The organism is Acinetobacter sp. ANC 5045 (genome assembly GCF_004331005.1).
GTDB lineage: Bacteria > Pseudomonadota > Gammaproteobacteria > Pseudomonadales > Moraxellaceae > Acinetobacter > Acinetobacter towneri.
In genome coordinates this window covers 1-5,035 of the sequence record NZ_SJNS01000039.1, presented here as the reverse complement: position 1 = coordinate 5,035, position 5,035 = coordinate 1, and the positions used below count along the sequence as shown (strand labels likewise).

Sequence of the window (5,035 nt, the reverse complement as noted above, 5' to 3'; positions counted from 1 at the left end):
CACAAGTCAAACCTGCTGTGAATGTGGTCATGTAGCAAAAGAAAACCGACAAACTCAAGCTAAATTTGAGTGTGTCGGATGCGGTTATGTTGCGAATGCGGATTTAAACGCATCTCGTAATATATTGTCGGCAGGACATGCCGTTTTGTCTGTGGAGGGTGGATGCGGTAAAGGTCGCCCTAAGAAGCAGAAAGCAAGCGAAATCCGTGAGGAAGTCGCCTAAGAGCTTTGCTTTTAGAATCCCCCACTTGAGTGAAAACGAAAGTGGTGGGAGTATGTCAATGCAGCTTTCATTTAGTATGAATTGTTTAGTCCTCATGTTTAAACAAACATAAAAAAGCCGCTCAATTTGAGCGGCTTTCGATTTCACAAAATCATCACCAAGTGATTATTTGTTTTTGTCTTTCAATTGTGGCACTGCAGAACCTGAACCAATCGACAATAAGCCAGAATTGGTATAAAGACCCAATTTAGCGCGTGTATCGGTAATGTCTAGGTTACGCATAGTTAACTGACCAATACGATCCATTGGCGTAAACATTGAATCACCTTTCTCCATAGTTAAACGCTCAGCTTCATAAGTGAGGTTCGGAGATTCAGTGTTCATAATGGTATAGTCATTACCACGACGTAATTCTAAAGTCACTGTACCAGTAATTGCTTTAGCCACCCAACGCTGCGCAGTTTCACGTAACATTAACGCTTGAGAATCGAACCAACGACCTTGATACAATAAACGACCTAAACGTAAACCGTTAATGCGGTATTGTTCAATAGTATCTTCGTTGTGAATACCCGTAACCAAACGCTCATAAGCAATGTGCAATAACGCCATGCCTGGTGCTTCATAAATACCGCGAGATTTTGCTTCAATAATACGGTTTTCGATTTGGTCAGACATCCCCAAACCATGACGACCACCAATACGGTTCGCTTCAAGAATCAACTCAACAGGGTTTTCAAAACGCTGACCGTTTAATGCAACTGGCATACCTTCTTCAAAGGTAACCGACACTTCTTCGGCTTTAACTTCAACGTCATCTTTCCAGAACGCCACGCCCATGATTGGATCAACGATTTTGATGCCAGCATCTAGGTACTCAAGGTCTTTCGCTTCGTGTGTTGCACCTAGCATGTTTGAGTCAGTTGAATAAGCTTTTTCTTTTGACATTTTATAGTCAAAACCATTGTCGATAAGGAATTGTGACATTTCCGCACGACCGCCTAATTCATCAATAAAGGTTTGGTCTAACCACGGCTTATAAATTTTAAGCGCAGGGTTGGTCAATAAACCATAACGATAGAAACGCTCAATATCGTTACCTTTATAAGTTGAACCATCACCCCAGATGTTTACGTCATCTTCTTTCATGGCAGTCACTAGCATTGTACCTGTTACTGCACGACCAAGCGGGGTGGTGTTAAAGTAAGGTATACCGCCTGTGCTGATATGGAATGCACCACATTGGATGGCAGCAATACCTTCCAAAGCCAACTGCATACGGCAGTCAACCAAGACTGCTTTTACCGCACCGTATTCTTCGGCTTTCTTTGGAATGGCATCATAGTCATCTTCATCTGGCTGACCCAAGTTTGCGGTATACGCATATGGTTCAGCGCCTTTTTGCTTCATCCACAATAAAGCAGCTGAAGTATCTAGACCACCAGAAAAGGCGATACCGACTTTTTTGCCTACTGGTACATTCTGCAAGATAGTTGCATTATCAGTCATTGCTAGTCCTAACTTTTTTAAAATAGGCACCACATTTGGTGGCCAAGGAGAATTCTAAACTGCAAATTATAGCACTCTTTAAAATGCTTGTTTTCGTTAAAAAAGCGCATTTGATAAAAAAATCAGGTTCAGGCTTAAATTTTCATTTAGAAATGGCAAACTTGGTATAGATGTTGAAGATCAAAACCTGCAATTGGGATGGTGCAGAATAAAATCACTTTTACTTTTGGGCGGTTTTATATCAAGTTTATATCAAGAATAGTTAGGGTCTATTGCCAAGTTTCATAACGCAATCTGAGAAAGTTTTAGCCACATGAGCAAGAACAAAGCACTGCTTTGTTTGCTGCGCAAGGGGACAAGCATATTTTTTGCTGCTATTGCGTTATGAGTCAGTCATTTAGAATGACTAAATTTCCTGCCTCATGCCTTATATCAGCTAAAAAACCTTGCGAGATATATCTCTCACGTCGCAAACATAGAAGAAGTGTCAACAGACCCTATAAATTGACGTTTGCGCCACACAGTCGAACTTTAGAGTCATAAACAGTTTATAAAAATCGGTTAAAGTATTCATGCAACAAGTTGCAAAGCTCATTATATAAGGACTCATCATGACAACTCGCTATGCAAATATTCTAAAACCATTACATTTAGGATTTACCACCATTAAAAACCGTGTCGTGATGGGTTCAATGCACACGGGTTTGGAAGATCGTTTTTATAATTATCCAAAACTGGCTGCTTATTTTGGCGAACGTGCCAAAGGTGGCGTGGGTTTAATTATTACAGGTGGTATTTCACCTAACCGTCAAGGCTGGTTATTGCCTGCGGGCGGTACTATGAATACATTGGGCGATGTTGCACCACATCGATTAGTGACACATGCCGTACATAAGCATGGTGCGAAAATTTTAATGCAAATTCTGCATTCAGGACGCTATGGTTATCAACCATTTGTGGTGTCTGCAAGTCCGATTAAATCTCCAATTTCACCATTTAAACCACGTAAAATGAGTGAAAGACAAATTTTAAATACCATTGAAGATTATGCGAAAACAGCTAGTTTAGCCAAAATGGCAGGCTACGATGGTGTCGAAATTATGGGTTCGGAAGGCTATTTACTGAATCAGTTTTTAAGCCGTCATGTGAATCAGCGTGAAGACCAATGGGGCGGTACGATTGAAAACCGTATGCGTTTTGCTTTAGAAGTAGTCAAAGCCATTCGCGCCGAAGTGGGTGAAAAATTTATTATCTGCTTCCGCTTGTCGATGCTGGATTTAGTCCACGATGGCAATACCATGCACGAAGTGATTACCGTTGCCAAAGCCTTAGAGCATGCGGGTGTGAACTTGCTCAATACAGGGATTGGCTGGCATGAAGCGCGCATTCCAACCATCGTGACTTCTGTGCCACGCGCAGCTTTTGTTGATTACACCGCAGAAGTGAAAAAACACGTTGAGATTCCTGTAATTGCATCCAACCGTATTAATATGCCTGATACTGCAGAAGAAATATTGGCAGCGGGTAAAGCTGATATGATTCAAATGGCACGACCATTGTTGGCAGATGCGTTTTGGGTCAATAAAACTGCGACCAATCGTGTCAATGAAATTAACACCTGTATTGCCTGTAACCAAGCGTGTTTAGATCATACCTTTAAAAATCAGCGTGCGACTTGTTTGGTCAATCCGCGTGCAGCCTATGAAACTGAATTGGTCTATGAAAAAACCAAGCAACCGAAGCGTATTGCAGTTGTCGGTGGTGGTGTTGCGGGAATGTCTGCTGCTACAGTTGCTGCTAGTCGTGGGCACCATGTGACTTTATTTGAAGCCAGCAACGAAGTGGGCGGTCAATTCAACTTGGCAAAAGTCGTGCCGGGCAAAGAAGAATTTCACGAAACCATTCGCTACTTTAAAGTGCAAATTGAAAAAACTGGGGTCGATTTGCGTTTAAATACCAAAGTCAACCGCGAGCAACTCGAACGTGAAGGTTTTGATGAAGTGGTCATTGCAACAGGTGTAGTACCACGTGCTTTAAAAATTGAAGGCAGCGATGCACCGCAAGTATTGTCTTATGCAGAAGTATTACGTGGTGCACCTGTTGGACAAAAAGTCGCTGTGATTGGTGCAGGCGGTATCGGTTTTGATGTGTCGGAGTTTTTACTGAAACCTGAACATCAGCCACAACCGCAGCCTTTGGCAGATTGGCAGCGTGAGTGGGGAGTCGATCCGAATCCTAACTATGTGACTGAAGGTGGTATGCTTGCTCCAGAAGTTCATCCCCCAGTCCGTGAAATTTATTTATTGCAACGTAAGACGACAGCTTTAGGTGCAGGTTTGGGTAAAACTTCAGGATGGGTACATCGTGCACAGTTGAAAAAACATGCGGTGCGTATGCTACGTGGTGTGCAATATAAAGCCATCAGCAATGAAGGCTTGTGGATTGAAATGGCAGGTCAAGACCAATTGTTACGTGTAGATAGCATTGTAGTCTGTGCAGGGCAGGAGTCGGTTAAAGATTTAATGCCTGCGGCAGATGAAAATACTTTGGCTAACTATCATATTATTGGTGGTGCAAAGCTTGCTGCAGAGTTAGATGCAAAACGTGCGATTCGTGAAGGGGCTGAATTGGCTGCTAAACTTTAAAAAGTGAGGTGGCTATGCTGTTGTTTTGATGAACTTTAGCGCTGATTTGGTGAAACAATATTCACTTGAGTGCTTGAGTGGTATTTTTTACTTGTCATCAAATCAAAAGCTTCGTATCATGGCCCACATGGAAGCGTGGCAGAGCGGTTTAATGCACCGGTCTTGAAAACCGACGAGGGCGCGAGTCCTCCGTGAGTTCGAATCTCACCGCTTCCGCCAAATATCTAAATAAGCCCTTGTTTTTACAAGGGCTTATTTTTTTCTGTAGTTTTACCCCTCAACCTACCCCTCATAAAATTTTGGATGTGACAAGCAAAAACAGGACGATTCAGGATAAGATAGGAAATGAGTATAAAACGTTAATAATTTTAAACTCATTTATAGCTTTGAAAAGATATTTTTTATTATATAAAAAAAGGTTCACGAATGAACTGAACCGTACCGGGTTTGTCGGAGACTTTTTTATTTAAGTTAGGCCACCTGACCTAACGGGTTAATCTTATCATAGTACATTGCTTCAAACTCAAAAGGTGATACATAACCCAGTGCACTGTGTACACGCTCTTTATTGAACCAATCTACCCAGTTTAGTGTCGCAAGTTGTACATCCGCTAAACCTTGCCAATCCGCTTTTAAATATTCAATCACCTCTGTTTTG

Annotated in this window: 4 protein-coding genes and 1 tRNA gene; 3 read left to right on the top strand and 2 right to left on the bottom strand. The window is 41.9% G+C overall.

The window, feature by feature from the left end; translation table 11 throughout:
- The coding region (locus tag E0H79_RS14980) for a zinc ribbon domain-containing protein (RefSeq protein ID WP_165492558.1) at positions 1-223 on the top strand (223 nt) is incomplete at its 5' end.
- A 165-nt stretch (positions 224-388) separates the two neighbouring features.
- On the opposite strand, the gene argG is transcribed toward E0H79_RS14980, so the two are convergent.
- Positions 389-1,732 carry an argininosuccinate synthase gene (gene argG / locus E0H79_RS14975; RefSeq protein ID WP_004972682.1) on the bottom strand — a complete coding sequence of 448 codons (1,344 nt, stop codon included), beginning with the start codon at positions 1,730-1,732 and terminating at the stop codon, positions 389-391.
- Between the two features lie 611 nt (positions 1,733-2,343).
- Between argG and E0H79_RS14970 the strand changes: the two genes are divergently transcribed.
- Both E0H79_RS14970 and E0H79_RS14965 read left to right on the top strand, forming a co-directional pair.
- Positions 2,344-4,377 carry an NADPH-dependent 2,4-dienoyl-CoA reductase gene (locus E0H79_RS14970; protein WP_004972684.1) on the top strand — a complete coding sequence of 678 codons (2,034 nt, stop codon included), beginning with the start codon at positions 2,344-2,346 and terminating at the stop codon, positions 4,375-4,377.
- A 129-nt stretch (positions 4,378-4,506) separates the two neighbouring features.
- A tRNA-Ser gene (locus E0H79_RS14965) sits at positions 4,507-4,596 on the top strand.
- A gap of 252 nt (positions 4,597-4,848) precedes the next feature.
- On the opposite strand, the gene E0H79_RS14960 is transcribed toward E0H79_RS14965, so the two are convergent.
- Positions 4,849-5,035: integrase core domain-containing protein (locus tag E0H79_RS14960; RefSeq protein WP_165492557.1), on the bottom strand; the 187-nt coding region annotated here is incomplete at its 5' end.